14 protein-coding genes are annotated in these 24,002 nt (G+C 68.9%); 7 read left to right on the top strand and 7 right to left on the bottom strand.

Going from position 1 to position 24,002, the window contains the following annotated elements; translation table 11 throughout:
* Positions 1 to 13: 13 nt before the first annotated feature.
* Complete coding sequence (locus STARVERO_RS08560; protein ID WP_159598545.1) at positions 14 to 3,187, top strand: efflux RND transporter permease subunit; 3,174 nt, start codon at positions 14 to 16, stop codon at positions 3,185 to 3,187.
* Positions 3,188 to 3,762: 575 nt separating this feature from the next.
* On the opposite strand, the gene STARVERO_RS08555 is transcribed toward STARVERO_RS08560, so the two are convergent.
* The gene (locus STARVERO_RS08555; RefSeq protein WP_159598544.1) at positions 3,763 to 9,972 is read right to left on the bottom strand and encodes an apolipoprotein A-IV repeat region-like domain-containing protein; all 6,210 of its coding nucleotides are present in this window, start codon (positions 9,970 to 9,972) and stop codon (positions 3,763 to 3,765) included.
* Positions 9,973 to 10,368: 396 nt separating this feature from the next.
* Between STARVERO_RS08555 and STARVERO_RS08550 the strand changes: the two genes are divergently transcribed.
* Positions 10,369 to 10,689, top strand: coding sequence for a 2Fe-2S iron-sulfur cluster-binding protein (locus tag STARVERO_RS08550; protein WP_144342413.1), 321 nt, complete (start codon positions 10,369 to 10,371; stop codon positions 10,687 to 10,689).
* A 9-nt stretch (positions 10,690 to 10,698) separates the two neighbouring features.
* On the opposite strand, the gene STARVERO_RS08545 is transcribed toward STARVERO_RS08550, so the two are convergent.
* Genes STARVERO_RS08545 through STARVERO_RS08535 form a run of 3 tightly spaced genes read right to left on the bottom strand, consistent with a single transcriptional unit; the run spans position 10,699 to position 13,712 of the window.
* The gene (locus tag STARVERO_RS08545) at positions 10,699 to 11,721 is read right to left on the bottom strand and encodes a YcjF family protein (RefSeq protein WP_159598543.1); all 1,023 of its coding nucleotides are present in this window, start codon (positions 11,719 to 11,721) and stop codon (positions 10,699 to 10,701) included.
* Positions 11,722 to 11,727: 6 nt separating this feature from the next.
* Positions 11,728 to 13,191 (bottom strand): YcjX family GTP-binding protein, encoded by a 1,464-nt coding sequence (locus STARVERO_RS08540; protein WP_159598542.1) that lies wholly within the window; start codon positions 13,189 to 13,191, stop codon positions 11,728 to 11,730.
* Between the two features lie 2 nt (positions 13,192 to 13,193).
* Positions 13,194 to 13,712, bottom strand: a complete 519-nt coding sequence (locus tag STARVERO_RS08535; protein WP_159598541.1) for a SixA phosphatase family protein — start codon at positions 13,710 to 13,712, stop codon at positions 13,194 to 13,196.
* A 273-nt stretch (positions 13,713 to 13,985) separates the two neighbouring features.
* Here STARVERO_RS08535 and STARVERO_RS08530 point away from each other — a divergent pair, with 273 nt between their 5' ends.
* Together STARVERO_RS08530 and dksA are read left to right on the top strand one after the other, a co-directional pair.
* On the top strand, positions 13,986 to 14,765 hold the full coding sequence (locus tag STARVERO_RS08530; protein WP_244616674.1) for a MipA/OmpV family protein: 780 nt from the start codon (positions 13,986 to 13,988) through the stop codon (positions 14,763 to 14,765).
* Between the two features lie 212 nt (positions 14,766 to 14,977).
* On the top strand, positions 14,978 to 15,394 hold the full coding sequence (gene dksA / locus STARVERO_RS08525) for an RNA polymerase-binding protein DksA (protein ID WP_144342418.1): 417 nt from the start codon (positions 14,978 to 14,980) through the stop codon (positions 15,392 to 15,394).
* Between the two features lie 121 nt (positions 15,395 to 15,515).
* On the opposite strand, the gene STARVERO_RS08520 is transcribed toward dksA, so the two are convergent.
* The gene (locus tag STARVERO_RS08520) at positions 15,516 to 16,496 is read right to left on the bottom strand and encodes a flagellar biosynthetic protein FliO (protein ID WP_159598539.1); all 981 of its coding nucleotides are present in this window, start codon (positions 16,494 to 16,496) and stop codon (positions 15,516 to 15,518) included.
* A gap of 251 nt (positions 16,497 to 16,747) precedes the next feature.
* Between STARVERO_RS08520 and cckA the strand changes: the two genes are divergently transcribed.
* Genes cckA through STARVERO_RS08505 form a run of 3 tightly spaced genes read left to right on the top strand, consistent with a single transcriptional unit; the run spans position 16,748 to position 22,591 of the window.
* Entirely contained in the window at positions 16,748 to 19,255 is a 2,508-nt protein-coding gene (gene cckA, locus STARVERO_RS08515; RefSeq protein WP_159598538.1) for a cell cycle histidine kinase CckA, read from the top strand.
* Positions 19,256 to 19,284: 29 nt separating this feature from the next.
* Positions 19,285 to 20,931 carry a glucose-6-phosphate isomerase gene (pgi, locus tag STARVERO_RS08510; protein ID WP_159598537.1) on the top strand — a complete coding sequence of 549 codons (1,647 nt, stop codon included), beginning with the start codon at positions 19,285 to 19,287 and terminating at the stop codon, positions 20,929 to 20,931.
* A gap of 31 nt (positions 20,932 to 20,962) precedes the next feature.
* Positions 20,963 to 22,591 (top strand): alpha-D-glucose phosphate-specific phosphoglucomutase, encoded by a 1,629-nt coding sequence (locus tag STARVERO_RS08505; RefSeq protein WP_159598536.1) that lies wholly within the window; start codon positions 20,963 to 20,965, stop codon positions 22,589 to 22,591.
* A gap of 45 nt (positions 22,592 to 22,636) precedes the next feature.
* Here STARVERO_RS08505 and STARVERO_RS08500 read toward each other — a convergent pair whose 3' ends face one another.
* Entirely contained in the window at positions 22,637 to 23,068 is a 432-nt protein-coding gene (locus STARVERO_RS08500) for a MarR family winged helix-turn-helix transcriptional regulator (protein ID WP_244616672.1), read from the bottom strand.
* A gap of 362 nt (positions 23,069 to 23,430) precedes the next feature.
* Entirely contained in the window at positions 23,431 to 23,919 is a 489-nt protein-coding gene (gene dps, locus STARVERO_RS08495) for a DNA starvation/stationary phase protection protein Dps (RefSeq protein ID WP_159598535.1), read from the bottom strand.
* Between the last annotated feature and the right edge of the window lie 83 nt (positions 23,920 to 24,002).

The raw sequence follows: 24,002 nt of genomic DNA, 5'->3' as shown, positions 1-24,002 counted from the left end.
GGGAGCCGGCATCATGAGGTTCTCTCACTTCTTCATCGATCGCCCCATCTTTGCCTCGGTGGTTTCCATCGTGGTGATGATCCTTGGCGCGGTCGCCTATATCTCGCTGCCGGTCGCGCAGTATCCCGAGATCGCTCCGCCGGTGGTCAACGTCACCGGCCAATATCCCGGCGCCAGCGCCGAGACGGTCGCCGACACCGTGGTCGCGCCCATCGAGCAGCAGATCAACGGCGTGGAGGGGATGCTCTATATCTCCTCCAACTCGACGGCGGACGGACGTTTCTCCATCGCCGTCACCTTCGACATCGGCACCAATCTCGATATCGCCCAGGTGCAGGTGCAGAACCGCGTCGCCACGGCGACGCCGCGCCTGCCGCAGGAAGTGCAGCAGATCGGCGTGACGGTGGCGAAGTCCTCGCCCGACATCCTGATGGTGGTGAGCCTGTTCTCGCCGGATGACACGCGCGACTCGCTGTTCATCTCCAACTACGCCAACCTGCAGATCAAGGATCAGCTCCAGCGCGTTCCGGGCGTGGGCTCGATCACCGTGTTCGGCTCGCGCGACTACGCCATGCAGGTGTGGCTCGACCCGATGAAGCTGCAGGCGCTGAACCTGACAGCGACGGACGTCACCGCCGCGCTGCAGGCGCAGAACCTTCAGGTCGCCTCCGGCGTGCTGAACGCGCCGCCGGTGCCGGACCAGCTGGCCTTCCAGGTGGCGGTGCGTACCCTCGGCCGTCTCTCGACGCCGGAGGAATTCGGCAACATCGTCGTGCGCGAGACCGGCAACGCCGTGGTGCGCCTGCGCGATGTCGCGCGCATCGACATCGAGGGACAGGACAACTCCTCGATCTCCTATTTCGACTCCAAGCCTTCGGTGGCGCTCGGCATCTTCCAGCTTCCGGGCTCCAACGCGCTGGCGACGGGCGAGGCGATCGAGCGCGAGATCCGCGAGATCGCCAAGGGTTTCCCTGCTGGCATCGCCTATTCCACCGCCTACAACCCCACCCAGTTCATCGCCGAGTCGGTGCGCGCGGTGGAGGACACGATCATCGAGGCCATCATCCTCGTCGTGATCGTGGTGATCCTGTTCCTCCAGACCTGGCGGGCGGCGATCATCCCCATTCTCGCCATCCCGGTCTCGCTGATCGGCACCTTCTTCATCATGAGCCTGTTCGGCTTCTCGCTGAACAACCTGTCGCTGTTCGGCCTCGTGCTGGCCATCGGCATCGTGGTGGACGACGCCATCGTCGTGGTGGAGAGCGTGGAGCACAACATCTCCACCGGCCTCAGCCCGCGTGACGCGGCCTACAAGACCATGGACGAGGTGGGTGGCGCGCTGGTGGCGATCTCGCTGGTGCTGGCCTCGGTGTTCATTCCCTCGGCCTTCATCACCGGCATCTCCGGCGAGTTCTACCGCCAGTTCGCGCTGACGATCGCCGGCTCGACGCTGATCTCGCTGCTGGTGTCGCTGACGCTGTCGCCCGCCATGTGCGCGCTGCTGCTGAGGCCGCACAAGGGCGAGGATTACAAGCCGGCGTGGTACGCCCGGCCGATCACCGGCTTCTTCCATTATTTCAACAAGGGCTTCGACGGTGTCTCGCGCGGCTATGGCTGGCTGACCGGCCGGCTGGTGCGTATCGCCGTGGTGGTGCTGCTGGTCTATGTCGCCATCCTCGCCGGCGGCTTCCAGCTGTTCCGCACGACCCCGCAGGGCTTCATCCCGGCGCAGGACCGTGGCTACCTCATCGTCGCCTCGCAGCTGCCGGGTGGCGCCTCGCTGGCGCGCACCAACGCGGTGATGACCAAGGCGGCGAAGGAAGTGCTGGCGACGCCGGGTGTCGCCCATGTGGTGAACATCGTCGGCTTCTCCGGCGCGACCTTCACCAACGCGCCGAACGCTGGCGCCATGTTCGTCATTCTCGGCCCCGCTGCCGAGCGTGCCAAATTCCCGGACCAGTCGGCGGCGGCCATCCAGGGCAAGCTGTTCGGCAAGCTCGCGGGTATCGAGGAAGCGCAGATGATCGTCGTCATGCCGCCGCCCGTGAACGGCATCGGCAATGCGGGCGGTTACCGCATGATGATCGAGGATCGCGGCGGACGCGGCTATGGCGCCTTGCAGGGCGCGGTCTACGCGATGATGGGGCGCGCCAACCAGACGCCGGGTCTCAAGCAGGTCTATTCGCTGTTCGAGACCTCGACGCCGCAGCTCTTCCTCGACATCGACCGGACCAAGGCGCAGCTGCTCGGCGTCAACATGGCCGATGTCTTCGCGACGCTGCAGACCTTCATCGGCTCGTCCTACGTCAACGACTTCAACCTGTTCGGCCGTACCTACCGCGTGCAGGCGCAGGCCGACGCGCCCTATCGCCTGACGCCGGAGGACCTGTTGCGGCTGCGGGTGAAGAACGCTGCCGGCCAGACGGTGCCGCTCGGTTCCTTCACCACGGTGCGGGACATTTCCGGCCCCTACCGCGTGCCGCGCTACAACCTGTATCCGGCGGCGGAACTCGACGGCGACACCATGCCCGGCACCTCGCAGGGGCAGGCGATCCAGAAGCTGCAGCAGCTCGCCGCCGAGACGCTGCCGGACGGCTTCGCCTATGAATGGACGGCGCTGGCCTACCAGCAGGTTCGGGCGGGCAACACGGCGATCTTCGCCTTCGCGCTCGGCGTGGTGTTCGTGTTCCTGGTGCTGGCGGCGCAGTATGAAAGCCTGACGCTGCCGCTGGCGGTCATCCTCATCGTTCCGATGTGTCTGATCGCGGCGGTGTTCGGCATCCAGCTACGCGGGCAGGACAACAACATCCTCAGTCAGGTCGGCTTCATCGTGCTCATCGGCCTCGCGGCCAAGAACGCGATCCTGATCGTGGAGTTCGCCAAGCAGCTGGAGGACCGCGGCGAGGATCGCTTCACCGCCGCGACCCACGCCGCCCAGCTGCGCCTGCGGCCGATCATCATGACTTCGCTCGCCTTCATCCTCGGCGTCGTGCCGCTGGTGATCGCGCGCGGCGCCGGCGCGGAGCTGCGTCAGGCGCTCGGCACGGCGGTGTTCTCGGGCATGATCGGCGTGACCTTCTTCGGTCTGCTGTTCACGCCGACCTTCTACGTGGTCTGCCGTTGGCTCGCCGGCTTCGGCGAGCGCCGCCGGGCCCGCAAGGAAGAGGCCGCCGCAGCTTCGCACTGAGGCGCGTCCGCCGTTTCGAGACTGGATCAACCCCGCCGCGTTCCGGCGGGGTTTTTCTTTGGGCGGTCTGCAGTCGGCTTGGGGGGCGATTCCGCCGCTCCGGCCATGGCGCATCTTCACCCTCAGGTGGGATCCCGGGACGTGAACCAGAGGAGCTCCAAGGTACCCCTCTCTCCGCGCACCGGGATGAAGTGCCGCCATTACCCTCCCGGAAGAAGGAGAGGTGGCCTGCGCACGAGACCGAGGAGGGCTTCGCGGGTCCGTGGGGAGACAGGATGCAGAGTGGACGAGACCCTTCATCCAACCCCAACCCCAACTCTCTTCCCCCGCCGGAGAGAGGGAGTTTGGTCGCTTTCCCTGCGACGGTGAGCCAGCCTCCAGGTACGGGCCCGCACGAAGAGTCTTTGAGCCCCGGCTTCGCGGGGATCTCGGGATGAGGCTCTGCCGTAGGGGCAAGGCGGGCGCCGCGACGACTTCCGCAGCCGAGGCCCGGCCATCTCCACCCAAAACAAAAGCCCCCGCGCGAGGCGGGGGCTTTCGATTTTCGGAGCTTGCTCCGAGGCTTGCCGCGCCGCTCAGTCGAAGCGGCCGGCGGCGTGGGCAAGGAGGGTGTAGACCTTGCCCGTATCCGAGGTCAGATAGGTCTTGGTCATCGCCTGTCCGCGATCGTCGCGGGAGACCTGTTCCAGCAGCCGCTCGAACTCGGCGATGTAGCGATCCACCGTGTCGCGGAACTCAAGGTCGCGCCGGTACTTGCGGCGGATTTCCTCGAAGGTCTGCTGACCCTGCATGGTGTACAGGCGCCGGGTGAAGACGTTGCGCTCACCCTTCTTGTAGCGCTCCCACAGGTCCACGGCCGCCTCGTGGTCGATCATGCGGGCGATGTCGACCGAGAGCGAGTCGAGCGACTCGATGGTGTGGTGCACCGGGCGCTCCGGCTGGCTCGCGCGGTTGTCGTAGCCACGCGGCTGGGCGTTGCGCAGGGGCGGGTTCGCGGGCGCGCCGGTCGGCGGGGTATCGCCGTCGGAAGCGCGGGCCAGCAGCTCGGAGAGCCAGCCGCCCTTTTCCGCGCCGGCGCCGCCGGCGGCACCGGCCGCATTGCCAGCGGCGCCGCGCTCGGGCGCGGGCGGCTGGGGACGACGCGGGGCAGGGGTGCCGCCATTGCCGTTGCCGCCATTGCCGCTGGAGCGCTGGGGCTCGTTGTAAGCCTTGGCGCTGCCGGTGGACACCGGCCGGCTCGGCTCGCTGCGGGGAGCCGCGGCGCGGGGAACCGGGGCCGGGGCGGTCGGCGCAATCGGAGCGGCCGCGACGGCGGCAGGAGCCGCCGCGATCGGGGTCGCCGTCCGCATCCGCGTGCCGGTGTCGACGTCGAGCGTGCGACCGTGGCGCGAGACGATCTCGTTGAGCTCGGCCAGGGCCTTGATCTGCTCGGCGACGGTGCGGCGCATGGCCGAGGCGTTGGCCTCCGTCTCCTCCGGCAGCTCCATGATGCCGCGCTTGAGTTCCTCGCGCGTCGTCTCCAGCAGGCGCTGGATGTCGGTGACGGAGGAGCGCAGCGCCTGCGCCGCGCCGGCGAAGCCCTGATTGGCCTGCCGCATGAGGGTCTCCACCTCGCGCACGGCCTGCTCGTAGGTCTCGTGCAGCGACGCCGTGGTGCGCTCGCGCTCGCGTTCGGTCTTGGTGCGGATCTCCTCCTGCTGGCGCAGCACGGTCTCGGTCGAGTTGCTCGCCGTGTCGAGGATCGACTTGGAGATCTCCGCGACGCGCTTCTCGGCGCGGCTGAAGGTGCCCTCCAGCGTGCTGGTGTACTGCGCGAGCCGGGTGTCGAGGTCGGCGGTGCGCGTGTTCACCTGCTCGGCGAGCGCGATCAGCGCCTCGTGACGGCCACCCAGGGTGTCGTCGAGGTTCTCATGCGCGGAGCCGAGGGCGGTCGCGACGTTGGTGATGATGCCGGCCTGTTCGCCGAACGCCTGGCTGAGCTTGGCCACGTCCTGCAGAACCTCGGTCGAGACCGAGCGCAGGTCGCGGATCTGCTCGTCCATGCGGGTGGAGGCGTGCTGGCTGGCTTCTTCCACATTGGTAACGGTGGTGCGGAAGAGGTCGAGGCGCTCGGAGATCGTGCTCTCGATGGCCGAGAGGTTGGTGACCGAGCTGGCGAGCACGTCCTGCAGCTGGACGTTGACGTCGCCCAGCCGTTCCAGCAGGCCCGCCACGTCGCCCTGCAGGGCTTCGTTGGTCGCGGCGATCTCGGCCACGGCCGAACGGCCACTCTGCGCGATCGCGGTGATCAGGCCGCTGCCGCCGCCTTCCAGAGCCGCCGTGAACTCGTCGGCGAGGCGGGCGAACTCGTTCGTCGCGACGCCGGTGGCCTGGCGGGCGCTGTCGACGAGCTGGGCGCCGCGACCGTCGAATTCCTCGGCGAGGCGGGACAGCTCGCTGGCCGCGATGCCGGTAGCTTGACGGGCGCTGTCGACGAGCTGGGCGCCGCGTCCGTCGAATTCCTCGGCGAGACGCGCGATCTCCTCGGCGGCGACGCCGGTGGCCTGACGGGCGCTCTCGACGAGCTGGACGCCACGGCCGTCGAACTCCTCGGTGAGACGCGCGATCTCCTCGGAAGCGACGCCGGTGGCCTGGCGGGCGCTGTCGACGAGCTGGGCGCCGCGTCCGTCGAATTCCTCGGCGAGGCGGGCGATCTCGCTGGCGGCGATGCCGGTAGCCTGACGGGCGCTCTCGACGAGCTGCGCACCGCGCCCGTCGAACTCCTCGACGAGGCGGGACATTTCGCCGGCGGCGATGCCAGTGGCCTCGCGGGCGGTCTCGACGATCCGGGAGCCGCGACCGTCGAATTCCTCGACGATGCGCGACAGCTCGGTCGCCGCCAGTTCGGTGGCCTGGCGGGCGCTGTCGACGAGCTGGGCGCCGCGGCCGTCGAACTCGGTGAGCAGCGTGTCGCCGGCGCGGGCGATCTCCTGCGTGACCTGTCCGCCGATGGCCTGCAGCGAGGACGACACCTCGCTGGTGATCTGCTGCAGCGAGGAGTTCACGTCGCCGCCGACCGCGTGCAGGGAGGTCGTGACCTCGCCGCCGATGGCCTGGAGCGAGGAGGTGACCTCGTTGCTGATGGTCTGCAGCGAGCTGACGACTTCGCCGCTCATCTGCATGAGTTGGTCGGCGCGGCCGGAGGTCGCGGTCTCGAAGGCCGAGACGATGGCTTCCGAGCGCGATTCCAGCGTGGTCAGCAGGTCCTCGCTGGCGCGCATGATGTCGGTCACCGCGCCGCTGCGGGTGGTGTCGAGCGCCTGCACGAGGCTGTCGCGATGGTCGTCGATGGCCGAGAGCAGCTCGGTGCTGGCGCGGGCGATCTCGCTCGTGATGCCGATGCTGCGGTCCTCGAGCGCCGAGAGCAGGCCGTTGCCGCGCTCGGAGACGAGGCGGGTGATCTCCTCGGTGCGGGTGTCGAACAGCGAGGTGACCTCGCTGGCGCGGTCCACCAGTGCCCGGCTGACATTGTCGACGAGCGTGGTGAGGCTGCCCTCGATCTCGCTCGCGTCGTTGCGGAGCTGGCCGGCAACGGCACCGATGCGCTGGCCGAGCAGGTCGGCCATGGCGGCGCCGCGCACCTCGACGGAGGTCGCCACGTTGTCGATGCGGCTGACGATCGTCTCCTCGAAGCGACCCACGCGGTCGTCGAGCGTGGTGGCGATCTCCTGCGCCCGGGCGGCGATGGTGCGGTCGGCCTGCTCGATGTGCTGGGAGAGCTGCTCGGTGACGGCGCCGGCGCGCTCGTCGAAGAAGCCGCTGAGCATCTCCAGCGAGTGGCTCATCGCCTCGTTGGCCTGACGCGCGCCCTCCGACAGGGTCTGCGCGAACTCGACGGTGCGCCCGCCGAGCGTCTCGTTGATCCCTTCCACGCCGCGGTCGAGGACGCCCTCGATGTTGGCGATGCGCATGTCGAGCGAGGCCGCGACCTGCTCGGCCTTGGCCGAAACCTGCTCGTCGAAGCCGGACAGGTTGGTGTCGATGGCGCGGGTGACCGCCTCGACGCGGTCGGCGATGCGCTGGACCATGTCGACGCCGTGCGTTTGCAGCACGCTGTCGAACTGGCGCACGCCGTCCATGATCTGGCGTCCGAGCACGGCGCTGTCGCCGGCGATGCGGTCGGCGATCTCGCCGCCGCGCACGCTGACGAGATCCTCGATGCCGCGCATCTGCTGCTCGAGCTGCTCGCGGAAACTGTCGCCGCGCGAGACGAGGTCGGTGGCGAGAAGGTCGGCGGCGGCGCGGAACTGATCGGTCACGCGGGTGCCGTTCGCCACCAGGTTCTGCGCGGTCTCGGAACCGACCTGCACGAGCTGCTGGGAGAGGGTGTGGCCGCGATAGTCGATGTCCTGCGCCACGCGGCTGGCCGCGTCGGCGAGGGCGTCGTGGATGCCGGTGCCGGCCTGCGACAGCTCGTGTACGACACGCTGGCCGGTCTCGCCCAGCAGGCGCTCCAGCTCGGCGCCGCGTACGGCGACGGCGTCGTAGATGCGGTTGCCGGTATCGGCGATGCGGTCGGCGAGGTCGTCGCCGCGCACGGTGATGGTGTCGGCGACCCGGCTGCCGGTCTCCTCCAGCTTGCGCACGACGTCGCCGCCGCGCACCGAGAGGTCGAGCACCAGCGCGTCGCCAGTGCTCTTGAGGGTCTGGTTCACCTCGCTGGCGCGGATGGCGATCTCGTCGGCCAGACGGGTGCCGGTGTTGACCAGCGCGTCGGTGATCTCGTCGGAGCGTGCCGCCAGCGTTGAGCTGAGGTTGTAGGTGGTGGCGGCGAGCTTTTCGCCCATCTCCTCGGTGCGCTGGTTGACCACCTGCGAGAGCTCGGAGGCGGTGCGCAGCAGCCGGTCGCCGATCTCGTCGGTACGGTTGGCCAGCGTGTCGGTGAGGTTCTCGGTGACGCCGGTGAGCTGGCGGCTGATCTCGTCCGTGCGGACCGTGAGCGTGTCGCTCAGGTTCGAGGTGACGCCGGATAGGCGCTGGCTGATCTCTTCCGTACGCGAGGTGAGCGTGTCGGTGAGGTTCTCGGTGGCGCCGGTGAGCTGGCGGCTGATCTCGTCCGTGCGGGTCGCGAGCGTGTCGGTCAGGTTCGAGGTGACGCCGGACAGGCGCTGGCTGATGTCGTCGGTCTGCGCCGACAGCGTGGAAATCAGGTGCTCGCTGGCGTCGGAAAGGTTGGTGTTCACCTCGGAGCCGGTGGCCTGGAGGCGGTTGATCAGGTCGCCGCCCTTCTCGGACAGCGCCTCGATGATGGTGTCGCCGACGCGGCCGAGCGCCAGGGTGATGTGCTCGCCACGGTCGGAAAGCGTCGTCGCCACCCGGTCGGCGGCGAACATCACGTTCTCGCTGAGGCGGTCGCTGACGCCGCTCACTTCCTGCGCGAAGGCGTAGTGGGAGGCGGCGATGGTCTCGCGGATGTGCTCGGTTTGCGTGAGGATCGCCTCGCGCTCGACCTGCAGGCGCTCCACCAGCTGATGCATGCGCCGGTTGTTGTCGTCATAGGCCTGCGCGAGCGCGGCGATCTCGCTGCGCACGAAGGCTTCGGTCTCGCTCGCGCGGGTTACCGACTGCTCGAAATCGGCAAGCTGCGCCAGCGCCTCACCGGAAAGCGGCACGGGCGCGGCGGGGGCCACCGGGGCCGGGGCGGGCGCCTGCACGACGACCGGCGCCGGAGCCGGTTCGGCGAGGCGGATGGCGACCTGCGCCATGGAGCGGGCGACGATGCGCATCTCCTGCATGCGGCGCACCATGGCGGCCAGCACGAAGAAGAAGACCGGGGGAATGACAAGCGCCGCGGCGCTGGCAAGGAAGGTCGGCGAGGCCAGCAGCGCGTTCAGGCCGCCTTCCGCGCCGCCGAACTGCGAATAGAGCAGGGCGGCGCCAGCGCCGAGCCAGGCGAGCGAGGCGAGGCCGGCCACGATGTAGGGCGCATTGGAGGGACGGCGCTGCAGCGCCGAGAGAAGCTGTCCGATGCTCTGCCGGTCGTCATTGGCGGCGCGGCGGCCCGAGGGGCCCTCGGTCGTGGAGATGTCGGCACGCGGGGCGTCGACGCGCGGCAGGGCCGCCGTCGCCGCGGCTCCAGCCGCAGTGGCGACCAGGACCGGCTCGATGGCGGGGGCGGCGATCTCCGCCGGCTCGTCGTCGCGCGCGGCGAAGTCGTCATGCGCGGCGAAATCCCGCACGGAGAATTCCGGCGTCGCCGATGCGCGCGGCGCGTACGCGTCCACTTCGGTTTCCGGAGCCTGCGCCTCGGAGGCGCCGGCGGCGAATTCCTCCGGCGCGAATTCGCTCGCGGGAAGCTCCTCCGGCGTCGAGAAACCATCGTCGGCGGTTTCCACGGCGAAATCCTGCGTGGACAGCTCTTCCGGGGTCAGCTCGAAGGTCGGCTCGACACCCGTCCCGGAAAGCTCGGATGCCTCTTCATAGTCGGCGGTGGAGAGATCGAAGTCGTCGGCAAGCGTCGCCGTTTCCTCGGGGCTTGCGGCCGGGGCGTGGTCGTCGTCGAGAAGGTCGAGTTCGCTGAGATACAGGGAGACGTCGCTCTCGCCTTCCTCCCCGGCGCCGCCGCGGCTCTCGATGCGGGGGCCTTCCGGCTCGCGGGGCGGCGGCAGTCCGTCCTCTGCGTGCGATGTGTCGTCTGGCGCGGCGTGCCCGTCGTCCGTCGTCAGGTCGAGGTTCAGTGCCTCCTCGATGGCCGACAGTGCGACCTCCGCGGGATCCTGATGAACCTTCTTCGTATTCGTCGACATAGGCGCCTGCCTCCGGTCCGTACGCTACTCCGACCGGCTTACGCCGTCGGGCCGGGGTTTCGCGGAGTTCTGACACTCCCGTCTGCCGTGAAAAGCATGGCACTTGACGAGAGGAATGCCAGTTCCCCGCACCTTTATCCTACGCTCTTGACCAATAAAAATGGAACTGGGGTTAATGGCGGTGTTGCAGTTATCGTTAACGGCCTGTTCACCATGCTCGGAAACGTTTGATTCACATAGGACATTGCAATCCCGCATCTGTCTGTCCGGGAGCGGCCGCCGGCCCGGTTGATTCCTTTCCGCCGGGGGGTGCCGGCACCGCTGGCATTCCATGGCGGCGAGGGCTATCTAGAGCGGCCCTCCTTGTAATCCTTCAAGACCGTCGAAACCGCATCCATGCCCAAGATCACCTTCATAGACCCCACCGGCACCGAGCGCGCCGTGGAAGCTCCGGTCGGCTCCACCGTGATGGAAGCCGCCATCCGCAACGGCGTGCCGGGAATCGATGCCGAGTGCGGCGGCGCCTGTGCCTGTGCGACTTGTCACGTCTATGTGGACGAAGCATGGCAGGCTGCGACGGGAGAGCCGGGACCGATGGAAGAGGACATGCTCGACTTCGCGTCCGACGTGCAGCCCAATTCGCGCCTGTCGTGCCAGATCAAGATCACCGAGGCGCTCGACGGGCTGATCGTGCGCACGCCCGAGCATCAGGGCTGAGCGGGCCGCTCAGGGCTCCTTCGTCTCGTCGCGGCCGATGAGGCCGGAGGCCACGTCCTTCAGCGCCGGCGCGGGCAGGGCGGCGAAGGGCAGCGGGCGCGTCACCTCGATGGCGGCGAGGCCCAGCCGGGCGGTGAGCAGCCCGTTCACCACGCCTTCGCCCAGCCGGGCGGAGAGGCGGGCGGCCAGCCCCTGTCCCACCACCTGCTGGATCAGCGAGTCACCGGCCGCCATGCCGCCGGTGACGGCGAGATGCGCCAGCACTTGCCGGAACAGCCGCACCATGCCCAGCGTGCCGGGCCGCCCGCCATAGAGCAGGGCGAGCCGGCGCACGAGGCCGAGCGCGGTCAGCAGCACGAAGATCAGGTCGACCGCCGCGCGCGGCGAGACCGCGGTGACGACCGACACCCGCTTGGCGGCATCGGAGACGAGCTGCGTCGCCTCCGCGTCGAGCGGCGCCATGAGCTGGCGCTCGGTGAGCCTGATCAGGTCGGCGCCGTCGATGATCGCGTCGAGATGGCCGGCAAGCTCGGTGCGGGCTCGGAACAGGCGGGGCGATGCGTCGGCAATGGCGAGCAGTTCCTTCGTCACCGTCTCGGCGAGCCGGCGGTCGTCCTTCGCCAGTGCCGTGGCCGCCTGCTCGCGCAGATGGTTGAGCGTGCGCAGCCGCATCAAGCCGAACACCTCGCGGGCGAGGATGGCAAGGCAGGCCAGCGCCAGCGCGGCGGCGAAGGCGAGGCCGACATAGCCGAGCCAGTCGGCGCGGGTGAACAGGTCCTCGATCAGCCGGGTGACGGCCAGCCCGACGCCGAGGCTCACCAGTCCGCCGAGGCCGGTCCAGAACAGCGTGCCCCAGCGCGAGGTCTTCGGCGGGGCGGGCGGCAGCACCACGACGTCCTCGACCGCCTCGGACGGCGGGGCCGGCGTCACCACGACCGCACCGCGCGGTGCGGGGCGATCCTCTCCGGCCACGACGACGCTGGGGTCGTCGAGACGGAAGGCCTGCGGGCGGCGAGGGGTGCGGTCGCTCATGGTGTCCTATTTCAACCGGTCGCCGAGGAGAAATTCCAGCGCGCGATCGAGACGTATATGGGGCATGGGCAAAGCGAGACCCTCCGCGTTACGCTCCACCACCGGGGGACGGAAGCGCAGGAAGCGGAAATCGCCGCCCGAAGCATCCGACAGGCCGTTGAAGCCGAGCGCCGGATCGAACAGCGCCGACGGGTTCTCCGGCAGGTCGCCGGGGAAGACGGCGGCCTCCGCCAGCCCGTCGAATTCGTCGGCGTCGTGCTGGCCGGCCTCCGGCACGCCGACGATGGCCGGCAGATGCGCCCGCCCGCGCTTCACCATCGCCTCGCGCGTCGCCCGCACGGCGGCCAGGGCCACCACGTCGATCTCGGCCCCCGCGCCCTCCGCCCGCGCCAGCGCCCGCTCGACGAGGCGGCGCAGGATCGCCTCCAGCGGGTCGTGGCTGGTGTGGTGGAGATGGTCGGCCTTGGTGGCGGCGAACAGCACCTTGCCGATGCGGTGGCGGAACAGGGCGGAAAGCCATGAGTTCCGGCCGATGCGGAAGGCGGTGAGGATGCCGTCGAGCGCGGCTTCCAGATCGGCCAGCGCCGCCGGGCCAGCATTGAGGGCAGAGAGCACGTCGATCAGCACGATCTGCCGGTCGAGCCGGGCGAAGTGGTCGCGGAAGAAGGGGCGGACGACCCGCTCCTTATACGCCTCGAAGCGCCGCTCCATCATGGCGTGCAGCGAGCCGGACGGTGCTTCCGCTCCCTCGGGCAGGTCGAGCGGCGCGAAGGTGAGCGCGGGCGAGCCTTCGAGGTCGCCCGGCATCAGGAAGCGGCCGGGCGGCAGCAGGCTCATCGACACGGTCTCGGCGCGGCAGGCGGCGAGATAATCGGTGAACAGGGCGGCGATCCGCCGGGCTTCCGGCTCGTCCGCCGTGCCCGCCGGGTTCGAGGCTTCCAGCGCCGCCAGAAACGGGCCGGCCAGCGGCCGGCGTGCCGGTGCGCGGGCGAGGGACAGGCTCTTCGCGGAGAATTCCGCATAGGTCTGGTCCAGCAGCGGCAGGTCGAGCAGCCATTCGCCGGGATAGTCGACGATGTCGAGGGTGAGGGTCCGCCGGCCCCCGCGCGCGGGGGCGTAGTCGACGGCGAGGCGCAGCTCGCTGATGCGCCGGGTGGATTCCGGCCAGCGGCGGTCGTCGACCAGCGTCGCGACATGGCTTTCATAGTCGAAGCGCGGCACGCCGTCGTCCGGCTGGGGTTCCAGCCGCGCCCCGGCGATCCGCCCCTCATGCATGGCGCGGAAGACCGGCAGCCGCCCGCCGCGCATCAGCGCGTGGATCAGGGCGGTGGTGAAAACCGTCTTGCCGGCGCGCGACAGGCCGGTGATGCCGAGCCGCAGCGTCGGGCTGGCGAGTTCCTCGGCGCGGTCGAGCAGCGTCTGCGCGGTCAGGCGCGCCTCGTCGATCAGCCAGTCGAAGCGGGACGCCACGGCTACTCCTTGTCCTTCTCCACCCCGAGGGCGCGCGGGGTGACGAAGCGTTCCAGCGTGCCCTTGCCGGCGCGCAGATCCGCCCAGCGCTCGACGGGAACGTCGATCACCGCGAGCGTGCCCGTGGGGTATTTCGGCAGCACCTTGGCGCGCTGGTCGCGCTTGAGAAGCTGCGCGGCGAATTCCTCCATGCCGGGATTGTGCCCCACCAGCATCAGCGGCGAGGCGTTTTCCTCCGCCCGCACGATCTGCATCAGCCGTTCGGCCGGCGCTTCGTAGATCCCGTGCTCATAGACGGGAGGAATCGTCACCGGCCAGGCGCCGGTGGCGATCTCCCAGGTCTCAATCGTTCGCCGCGCCGGCGAGACGAGCGCCCGCGCGGGAAGCAGGCCCTGTTCGGCCATATAGGCGCCGATGGCCTTCGCGCCGCGAATGCCACGCGGGGCGAGGGGGCGTTCGATGTCTGGCACGCCATCGGGCCAGGCGGATTTGGCGTGGCGGAGCAGGAGCAGGCGGAGCATGGCGTGCGGCGGGTCCGGTGGCTGTGGTCCCGAGCATATAGGTACGATGGCTGGGGACGCGAGCCGGTGGCGTGTCGCGTGCTGGGCACGATAAGCCGTCTATGTGACTCGTTTGACGTTAAGTGACTTTTCAGCAACCACAGGCGTCTTATGGTGCTGTAAGGAAGTAGCGTAACTCACGGGATAGTGGCGATGCGAGCGATCGGCTGGGCGGGTGTTGTGGTTGTCGCGGGCGCGATGGGGCTTTCGGCCTCGTTGGCTCAGGCAGCCGACGTGTATACCGACCCCTCCTACGCGAAGGCCGAGGCGGCTGATCGCCAGTGGACCCTGACGCTCGGCGGCTATGTGCTGGCCCAGCCGGAATGGGCGGGTTCGGACGATTACGAGTTCGGCTTCCGGCCGCTGATCAGCATCAGCCGCGCCGACCAGCTCAGCCGCTTCACCAGCTTCAACGACAATCCCAGCATCGCGCTGTTCGATACCGGCGTGTTCGAGGCGGGCGTCGTCGGCAAGCTCAACTGGAAGCGCGACGCCAGCAGCTCCAACGCCCTGACCGGCCTCAAGGACATCGACTACGCCTTCGAGGTCGGCGGCTACGCCCAGTGGTACCCGGCCGATTGGCTGCGCCTGCGCGGCGAACTGCGCTACGGCTTCGGCGGCTTCGACGGTCTGGTGGGCGATATCGCCCTCGACGCCATCTATTTCAGCGAGCCGCTCGGGGGCATCACGCTCTCCGCCGGTCCGCGCATGACGCTGGCCAGCTCCGGCTACATCGACACCTATTACGGAATCACCGCGCCCGAATCGGTGCTGGCCACGGCGCTGGGCAACCCGCTGGCGCCCTACAAGGCCGGCGGCGGCATCTATTCTGTGGGATTCGGCGGTCAGATCACCAAGCGGTTCACCCAGAACATCACGGGTTCGATCTTCGCCGAGTACGAATATCTGCTCGACGATGCCGCCGACAGCCCGCTTGTTGTGCAGAACGGCGACCGGAACCAGTTCCAGGCGGGCGTTTCGCTCTCCTACACCTTCTTCCTCGGCTTCGACTAGTTTGCGGGCGCAGACCGGCGCTTGCGCGGCGGTCTGCGGGGCCCTCGTTCACTTCCGAACACTTCGATTTGCCTCGTTTCGGCGCGCAAGATGCTGAAAAATCCAGCATTTTGTGTCGCGCCGATGACGTCGACGGGTGTTGTACCGGGCTTTTCGTGGCGATATAAGCTGCCCGCGATAGGGGTGCCCCCGGAACACGAGGACGAAGGCCGATGTCGGTTGAGATCGACCAGGAGTACCGCCCCCGCGAGGACGAGCCTTTCATGAACGAGCGGCAGCGGGAATATTTCCGCCACAAGCTGCTCCAGTGGAAGGAGGACATCCTGCGCGAGGCGAAAGAGACGCTGCAGCACCTTCAGGACGAAAACCAGAATCACCCGGACATTGCCGACCGGGCTTCTTCCGAGACAGACCGCGCCATCGAGCTCAGGGCGCGCGACCGCCAGCGCAAGCTGATCGCCAAGATCGACGCCGCGCTCGAACGCATCGACGACGGCAGCTACGGCTATTGCGAGGAGACCGGCGAGCCGATCTCGCTGAAGCGCCTGGAAGCGCGGCCGATCGCGACACTGTCGATCGAGGCGCAGGAGCGCCACGAGCGGCGCGAGCGCGTCTATCGCGACGATTGAACCGGCGGTACGGCCGGCCCGCTCCGGCAGCCGGTTCGACCTCATGAAATGAAAACGGCGATCCGTTCCGCGGATCGCCGTTTTTCTTTGCGCGGCGGCGGTCTGCGCCGCCCCGTCCGGACTAGGGGCGCTGCGCGCCGCGGCCGAGCAGGTTTGCCATTTCGTTCTCGAAGGGATCGTTGCCCGCCGGTGCATCCGTCACGCGGACCTCCGGCGCGCGCACGTCCGGCGTGCGAGGCTCGGGAGCGCGGATATCCGGGGCGCGAAGCTCCGGCGCCTCGGGGGCCTCGGTCGTCCGCGGAGCCAGGATGCGGGGCTCGGGCGCGGCCGGCTCGGCCGGGGCGGGCCTGGCTTCCGCGGGGCTTCCTTCCCCGGCGATGCGCGCCGACAGGAAGGGCGGGAGCGGCCGCTCGGCCGGTGCCGGCGCGGGAGTGGTCGGTGCGTGGGCGGCGCCGGACGGCACGGGGCGGCGCAGGGTTTCCTCGAGCTGCTCGACCATGCCGGCAAAGGCGGGGTCGACCTTCACCGTCACTCGCGGCCCCGGCTCGCTGGGCGGCGTCGGGGCCGCGGGCTCGAGGACCGGCTCGGCCCGCAGCGGAATGGCGGGCGGGGCGGTCGGGACGCTCTCGGGCTCGCCGGCGCGGGTCGTCACGGGCGGCAGCGGCCGGCGGGCCGGAGCTTCCGGCGCCACGTCGAGGCGGGGAGCCCGGGGCGCGGGGGCCGGCCGAACGGCCTCCGGCGCCGCCGGAATCGCCGCCGAGGGGCGGGCGGGCGGAACCGGGGCGGCGGGCCGCTCCACGGGATGAGTCTCGACCGCCGGCTGGCGCGCGGCGCCGATGCCGCTTTCCACGAGGAAATCGCCGCCGCCGCCGAGGATGACGAGATGCTGCACGTCATCGCGTTGGATCAGCACGAGCCGTCGCGTTTCGTCGATCGGCACTTGGTCCACCACGGCCAGTCTATGGCCGGGCACCGTCCCGTGGCTTGCGCGCTGGCGTCCGCGCCGTCCGACGAGGACGACGAGCGCCGCCAGCAGCACCAGGGCGGCCAGCACGACGAACAGCACGCCGATCATGCCGAGTCCCGACAGAGCATCCATCATGATCTACATCTCCGCGATACGCAGTCGGCACGCCGATGATACCGGCGGCCGGGATACACATTCCGTCCTTTGTGTCGCGGAAGGGGGCTCGCGGCAAGGGGCGGGGGATTCGCGGATGGGTGCCGCCGGGGCGGGACGGGCGGCGGATAAGGCGAATCGGGCCTTGCCCCGAAGGGCCGGGTCGGGCACCAAGAAGGGAGTTTTGAATCGCCTTGGTGCGCCGCCGGCGGCACGGGGCTTCTGGCTTGGACATGGCGGACAGCGGACCCGACGACCCCACGCTCGACCGATCCGAGATCGGCGGAAGTATCCGGCTGGTGCTTCTGGTCGCCCTGGCGCTCGTCGGCGCCGTCGTCTCGTTGCTGCTGCTGGGCCGCGACCGGGCCGATCCCTGGATCATCGGTCTTCTCACCGTGCTCGCGGTGGTCGGCGTCTTCGCGCTTTTCGCCTATGCGACCGGCCTGCTGCGCTTCGGCGTTCCCGATTTCCGGGACGAGCTTGCCCGCCGCATTGTCGACAGCGCCACCGACGGGGTGAGCATCGTCGACGGGCTCGGCCGGGTGCTCTACGCCAATCCGCGCTATTGCGAGATCATCGGCGCCGCCTCGCCGCAGGAGGCGCGCCCGGTCGAACGGCTGTTCACCAGCGATCCCGACGCCTCCGAGGCGGTCTACCGCCTCGCGCAGGGCGTGCGGGAGGGCAAGGTGCTGACCGAGGAGGTCCGGCTCGCCGTTCCCGGCCATCCCGTGCGCTGGCTCAAGCTCGCCGCCCGCCCGGCCGGCAGCAACGGGCGCGGGGCGAAGGCCGCGGTGTGGACGGTGAGCGACCTGACGCGCGAGCGCGAGCGGCAGGAAACCGCCTTCCTCGAGCTCCAGCACGCCATCGACTATCTCGACCACGCCCCGGCTGGCTTCTTCTCGGCGGCGGGCGGGGCGATCCACTACATCAACGCGACGCTGGTGGACTGGCTCGGCTACGACCTCGCCGAATTCGGACCCGGCGGCCTCACCGTGGCGGACATCGTACCGGGGCCGGCGGCGGCGCTGCTCACCGGCATGGCGCCGCTGCCCGGCGGCGTGCGCACCGAGGTGCTCGACCTCGATCTCAAGCGCAAGAACGGCCAGACGCTGCCGGTGCGCATCTGGCATCGCGTCGCCTATGCTTCGGACGGCACGCCGGGCGCTTCCCGCACGCTGGTGGTGAACCGCTCGCGCGAGGACAACGCCGCCGATCCCGCTCGCGCGGCGGAAGTGCGCTTCGCCCGCTTCTTCCACAATTCGCCCATCGCCATCGCCGAGGTGGACCCGGAAGGGCAGATCGTGCGCGCCAACGCCATGTTCGCCCGGCTGTTCGGCGGGCGCGAGGGCGAGCGGCGGCGTCTGCTCGACGTGGTGTCGGAGACGGCGCGCGCGCTGCTGGAGCCGGCCGTCACGGCGGCGGTGCGGGGGCAGGCACCTTCCAGCCCGGTGGACATCGGCCTCGACCGCGAGCGCTCGGCGCGCTTCTACTTCGCCTCCGTCGAGGATGGCGGCGCGGATCGCGAGGCGGCGATCGTCTATGTCATCGAGACCACCGAGCAGCGGGCGCTGGAGGCGCAGTTCGCCCAGTCGCAGAAGATGCAGGCGGTCGGCCAGCTCGCCGGCGGCGTGGCGCACGACTTCAACAACGTGCTGACCGCCATCATCGGCTATTCGGACCTCCTCCTGGCCAATGCGCGGCCGACCGATCCGTCCTTCCAGGACGTGATGCAGATCAAGCAGAACGCCAACCGCGCGGCGGGGCTGGTGCGCCAGCTTCTCGCCTTCTCCCGGCGCCAGACGCTGCGCCCGCAGGTGCTGAACCTCGGCGACGTGATGAGCGATCTCTCCATGCTGCTGCGCCGTCTGCTCGGCGAGACGATCAAGCTGGAGGTGAAGGAGGAGCGCGATCTCTGGCCGGTGAAGGCGGACCTCAACCAGTTCGAGCAGGTCATCGTCAATCTCGCCGTCAATGCCCGCGACGCCATGCCGGAGGGCGGCACGCTCTCCATCCGCACCGCCAATGTGAGCGCGGAGCAGGCCGCCCAATATGCCGAGGCGGGCCTGCCGGCGGCGGACCATGTGCTGGTCGAGGTGGCTGATACCGGCACCGGCATTCCTCCGGCGATCCTCGACAAGATCTTCGAGCCCTTCTTCTCCACCAAGGAGGTCGGAAAGGGCACGGGCCTCGGGCTTTCCACCGTCTACGGCATCGTCAAGCAGACCGGCGGCACGCTGCAGGTCGACAGCGAGGTCGGCAAGGGCTCCATCTTCCGTGTCTTCCTGCCGCGTCACGTGCCGGAGAGCGTGGAACTGGCACCCAAGACGGTCGAGCCGGAAGCGCCCGTCAAGGCCGCCGACCTCACCGGGCGCGGCACGCTGCTGCTGGTCGAGGACGAAGAGGCGGTGCGCGCCTTCGCCGCTCGCGCGCTGGTCTCGCGCGGCTATCAGGTGCTGGAAGCGGGCTCAGGCATCGAGGCGCTGGAGGTGATGGGCGAACATGCCGGCGAGGTGGACCTCATCCTCTCCGACGTGGTGATGCCGGAAATGGACGGGCCGACGCTGCTCAAGGAGTTGCGCGCCACCCATCCCGACATCAAGGTGATATTCATGTCGGGTTATGCCGAGGAAGCCTTCGCCAAGAACCTGCCCGAGGGAGCGGATTTCGGTTTCCTGCCGAAACCCTTCACCCTGAAGCAGCTTATCGAAGCCGTGAAGAAGAGCATGGGCCGGAGCGATTAGCTCCGGCACGACGAAGTTCGGAGAAACGCATGAGCGCTGCGATCGAGGATGTCTTCAAGGCTCTGGCCGCCGACCGTACGGCGCGGGCGGACGAGAAGGTGGCGGATCTTTTCGCCCGCGATCCCCTGCGTTTCTCGGCCTTCTCGGCCGCCTTCGAGGACATGCTGCTCGATTTCTCCAAGGTCTCGCTGACCGGGGAGACGCTCGGCCTGCTCGTCGAACTCGCGCGCGCCGCCGGCGTCGAGGCCAGGCGGGCGGCGATGTTCGCCGGCGAGCACATCAACCTCACCGAGGACCGCGCGGTGCTGCATACGGCGCTGCGCGATCGCAGCGCGACGCCGTTCGTCGTCGACGGGCAGGATGTGCGCGCCGACGTCGCCTCGGTGCTGGCGGGCATGGCGACCTTCGCCGAGGGCATCCGCTCCGGCGCGCTCAAGGGCTGGACCGGCAAGCCGATCACCGACGTGGTGAACATCGGCATCGGCGGTTCCGATCTCGGCCCGGTGATGGCGACGCTGGCGCTTGCGCCCTATCACGACGGTCCGCGCGCGCATTACGTCTCCAATGTCGACGGCGCGCACCTCTACGACACGGTGAAGGATCTCGATCCGGCATCGACGCTATTCATCGTCGCCTCCAAGACCTTCACCACGCAGGAGACGATGGCGAACGCCGCCAGCGCCCGCGCGTGGATCGTGGAGGCGCTCGGCGAGGCGGCGGTGGCGAACCACTTCGTCGCCGTCTCCACCGCCCTCGACAAGGTGGATGCCTTCGGCATCGCGCCGGACCGGGTGTTCGGCTTCTGGGACTGGGTGGGCGGGCGCTATTCGGTGTGGTCGGCCATCGGCCTGCCGGTGATGATCGCGGTCGGGCCGGCGCATTTCGGCCACTTCCTCGACGGCGGCCACGCGATGGACGAGCATTTCCGCACCGCGCCGCTGGAGAGGAACCTTCCCGTCCTGCTCGGCCTCATCGGCATCTGGCACCGCGACGTGTGCGGCTACGCCACTCGGGCGGTCATTCCCTACGACCAGCATCTCGCCCGCCTGCCGGCCTATCTCCAGCAGCTCGACATGGAGAGCAACGGCAAGCGCGTGACCTGCGAGGGCACGCCGGTCGCCCGCGACACGGGGCCGGTGGTGTGGGGCGAGCCCGGCACCAACGGGCAGCACGCCTTTTTCCAGCTCATCCACCAGGGCACCAGCCCGATCCCGGTCGAGTTCCTCATCGCGGCGAAGGGGCACGGGGAGGAGAGCGAGCCGGGGCTGAAGCGCCAGCACGCCATGCTGATCGCCAACTGCCTCGCCCAGTCGGAAGCGTTGATGCGCGGGCGCACGCTGGAGGAGGCGAAGGCCCAGCTTCTCGCCGCCGGCCGCGACGAGGCCTCGGCCGCGACGATCGCGCCGCATCGCGTCTTCCCCGGTAGCCGCCCGTCGGTGACGATCGCCTATGAGCGGCTCGATCCCTACACGCTCGGGCGCATCGTGGCGCTCTACGAGCACCGCGTCTTCGTCGAGGGGGCGATCTGGGGCATCAACAGCTTCGACCAGTGGGGCGTCGAGCTCGGCAAGGAACTCGCCAGCACGCTGCTGCCGGCGGTGGAAAGCGGCGTGGCGCCCGATACCGTCTCGACCTCGGCGGCCGGGCTCCTGCATCATCTCGTGTCGCGTTCGTGATCCGGCGCGTTTCACTGTTCTCGGGGGAATTATGATCCGCGTCGTCGCTACCACGCCCTTCGACGGCCAGAAGCCGGGCACGTCCGGCCTGCGCAAGAAGGTCCAGGTCTTCCAGCAGCCGCATTACGTCGAGAACTTCATCCAGTCGGTGTTCGACAGTCTGCAGGACTTCGAGGGCGAGACGCTGGTGATCGGCGGCGATGGCCGCTACTACAACCGCGAAGCCATCCAGACCGTCATCAGGATGGCCGCCGCCGCCGGCTTCGGCCGGGTGATGGTGGGCCGGGGCGGCATCCTGTCGACGCCGGCGGCCTCCTGTGTCATCCGCAAGCACGAGGCATTCGGCGGCATCATCCTGTCGGCGAGCCACAATCCCGGCGGCGAGCACGGCGACTTCGGCATCAAGTACAATATCGGCAATGGCGGGCCGGCGCCCGAGCATGTGACCGAGGCGATCTTCGCGCGCTCCAGGGAGATCCGCGAATACCGCATCTCCGACGCGCCGGACGTCGATCTGGACACGCCCGGCCTCACCCGCGTCGAGGACATGGTGGTCGATGTCATCGATCCCGTGGAGGACTATGCGGAGCTGATGGGGGCGCTGTTCGACTTCGACGCCATCCGCGACCTGTTTTCCTCCGGTTTCACCATGCGCTTCGATGCCATGAGCGCCGTGACCGGACCCTATGCTCGGGCGATCATCGAGGAGACGCTGGGCGCGGCGCCCGGCACGGTGGTGCATGGCGAGCCGCTGCCTGATTTCGGCGGCCATCATCCCGATCCCAACCTGGTCCACGCCAAGGATCTCGCGGACCTGCTGATGTCCGACCAGGCGCCCGACCTCGGCGCCGCCTCGGATGGTGACGGCGACCGCAACATGATCATCGGCCGCGGGCGCTTCGTGACGCCGTCGGACTCGCTGGCCATCATCGCCGCCAACGCCCATCTCGCGCCGGGCTACAAGGACGGGATCAAGGGCATCGCCCGCTCCATGCCGACGAGCGGGGCCGCCGATCGCGTCGCGGAAAAGCTCGGCATCACCTGCTACGAGACGCCGACCGGCTGGAAGTTCTTCGGCAACCTGCTCGACGCCGGCCTCGCCACCGTCTGCGGCGAGGAGAGCTTCGGCACCGGCTCCAACCATGTGCGCGAGAAGGACGGCCTGTGGGCCGTGCTGATGTGGCTCAACATCCTCGCCGTGCGGCGCCAGAGCGTCGCCGACATCGTGGCGGAGCACTGGGCGACCTATGGGCGGAACTACTACACCCGCCACGATTACGAGGAGGTCGACAGCGCGGCCGCCGACGCGCTGATGGTCGATCTGCGCCGCCGCCTCGACGTGCTGCCGGGCACCGTCGTCAACGGCCTGACCATCGAGCGCGCGGACGACTTCGCCTATGACGATCCGGTGGATGGATCGGTGACGACCCGGCAGGGTGTTCGGGTGTTCTTCGACGACGGCTCGCGCATCGTCTATCGCCTGTCCGGCACCGGCACCGCGGGGGCGACGCTGCGCGTCTATCTCGAACACTTCGAGCCCGATCCGGCCCGCCACGATCTCGACCCGCAGGACGCCCTTGCCGGGCTGATCGAGATCGCGCGCACGCTGCCGGACATCGAGGGACGCACGGGGCGCCGCGCCCCGGACGTCATCACCTGAGAAAGGCAGATCGGGGCAGCGGCGCCGCCCCGCATCAACCGCTCGTCAGCGCAGCGAGCCGGTCCAGAGGATTTCGAGGCGACGCAGCACGCTGTAGGCGATGCCGAGCTCGTACGCCTCGTTCTCGTCGCGTCCGCTCTGCCGGTTGTCGTGCATGGTGCGGATGGCGTCGCACAGGCTCTGCGCCTTGGCGGTGAGCCGCAGCCGCGCCGAGCGGCGGTCGCGCTGCGAGGCGGAGCGGTGCACATAGCCCGCATCCACGAGCTGCTTCAGGTTGTAGGAGGCGTTCGAGCCGAGATAGTGCCCGCGCTCCAGCAGGTCGCGCACGGAAAGCTCGTCCTGGCCGATAGTGAAGAGCAGCATCACCTGGGACGGGCTGATGTCGTCGGTGCCGAGGCGGGCGAGCTCGACGCGCAGGAGGTCGAGAAACCGACGGTGCGCCCGCTCGATCAGGCGCGCAATCTCAAGATGGGTCACGGGAACCTCGGCGCCCGAGGCGTCGATAAAGGTCGAGGGGGTGGAAAATGCCAAACGCTCCGGGTTCGCCTCTTCCATCATACCCCCTTTGGCTGCCTTGCCTGACATCCGCCCTGTCCTTGCAGTTTTCGCTCAATACCGATGCGTTGATCACATCGGCGTCAAGTCCGATTCTGTGGCGGTGCAGTATGACATAAGCGAGGTGGCTCTCGCTGTGGCGAGATGACCAATTAGCAAAAAATGCGCGCAGTTCCCATGAAATCTTCGAATACTGAATTTCCAGTGGTATTGACGTATGTATAGCGACGGACCTCCAAGGTCCGTCGCCAGATGCATCGGCTGCCCCGGGCAACCTGTGCGCGTCAGTTCTTTTCCTGCAGATGCGCTTCGATGAACCACAGGGCCTTGTCGAGCGAGCGCGAGGCGGCGGTGAAGATGTCCGCGGTGGTGGGGTCGCCGGCCTCGTCGGATTCGGTGATCGCTTTGCGCACGCTGTTGGCGACGGCGCCGAAGCGGTCCGTGAGCGCCTTCAGGTGGTCGTGCACGGCGTAGATGTCGACCGGATAGGCCTTGAGGTGCGTCGCTTCGGCCACGACCTGGGTGGTGCCGAGCGCCGTGCCGCCGAGTTGGACGACGCGCTCGGCCATGGTGTCGTTGTGATCGTCGAGTTCGGTGCGGAAACCGTCGAGCATCTCGTGCACCGCGATGAACTGTGGGCCCTTCAGGTTCCAGTGCGCCTGCTTCGTGGCCAGCGCCAGGTCGATGCCGGCGGCGAGATTGGCGTTGAGCAGCTCGATGGCGACCTTCTTCGCGTTCGAGGGAAGGTCGTTGACGGTCTTGTGGTCGCGCATGGGTTGGTCCTCTGCTTGTGACGCCCGGCATTATGGCACCGGGAGCGCATCGCACGATGCGGATTCGCACCGACCTCGCAAAA

Origin of the sequence: Starkeya nomas, assembly GCF_902703545.1 — a bacterium.
In the GTDB taxonomy this organism is placed as follows: domain Bacteria; phylum Pseudomonadota; class Alphaproteobacteria; order Rhizobiales; family Xanthobacteraceae; genus Ancylobacter; species Ancylobacter moscoviensis.
Note: the sequence above shows the minus strand (reverse complement) of the source record. Positions and strands in the feature narration are given on the sequence as shown.